General features: G+C 72.0%; 1 protein-coding gene and 1 pseudogene. Both read left to right on the top strand.

The window, feature by feature from the left end:
- Positions 1–386: pseudogene (locus CCN42_RS40815) on the top strand (1-acyl-sn-glycerol-3-phosphate acyltransferase); the annotation flags it as partial.
- On the top strand, positions 383–600 hold a 218-nt coding region (locus CCN42_RS40810), incomplete at its 3' end, for a 2-dehydropantoate 2-reductase N-terminal domain-containing protein (protein ID WP_281259580.1). The pseudogene CCN42_RS40815 and the gene CCN42_RS40810, both read left to right, overlap by 4 nt.

The following is a 600-nucleotide window of genomic DNA, read 5'->3' as shown; positions in this document are numbered from 1 at the left end:
GGGTCGCCCTGCGCACCAAGTGCCCGGTGATCCCGGTCGCCCAGTGGGGCTGCAACGAACTGCTGCCCCCGTACGCCAAGAAGCCGAACCTGTTCCCGCGCAAGACCAGCCGGGTGCTCGCCGGCCCGCCCGTGGACCTCTCCCGGTTCTACGACAAGGACATGACCGCGGACGTCCTCAAGGAGGCGACCGAGGTCATCATGGCCGCGATCACCCGCCAGCTGGAGGAGATCCGCGGCGAGCAGGCCCCCGAGACGCCGTACGACCCGAAGCGCGAACGCATCGAACAGCGACGGCGCACCCAGGCGCAGGCGCAGGCGCAGGCCCGGGCACAGGCGCGGACGCAGCAGGTGCAGGGGACGCAGGCAGAAGGGCAGGGCAAGTGAGCAAGCCGGTCAAGGCGGCGGTCTTCGGCGCCGGTTCGTGGGGCACGGCCTTCGGCATGGTGCTCGCCGACGCGGGGTGCGAGGTCACCCTGTGGGCCCGCCGCGAGGAGGTCGCCGAAGCGATCAACTCGACCCGGACCAACCCCGGCTACCTGCCCGATTTCCAGCTCCCGGAGAACCTGCGGGCCACCACCGACCCCGCCGAGGCCGCCGC

The organism is Streptomyces glaucescens, assembly GCF_002154375.1.
Taxonomy (GTDB): domain Bacteria; phylum Actinomycetota; class Actinomycetes; order Streptomycetales; family Streptomycetaceae; genus Streptomyces; species Streptomyces glaucescens.
The sequence above is the reverse complement of the archived record's forward strand: the minus strand, read 5'-3'. Positions and strand labels throughout refer to the sequence as shown.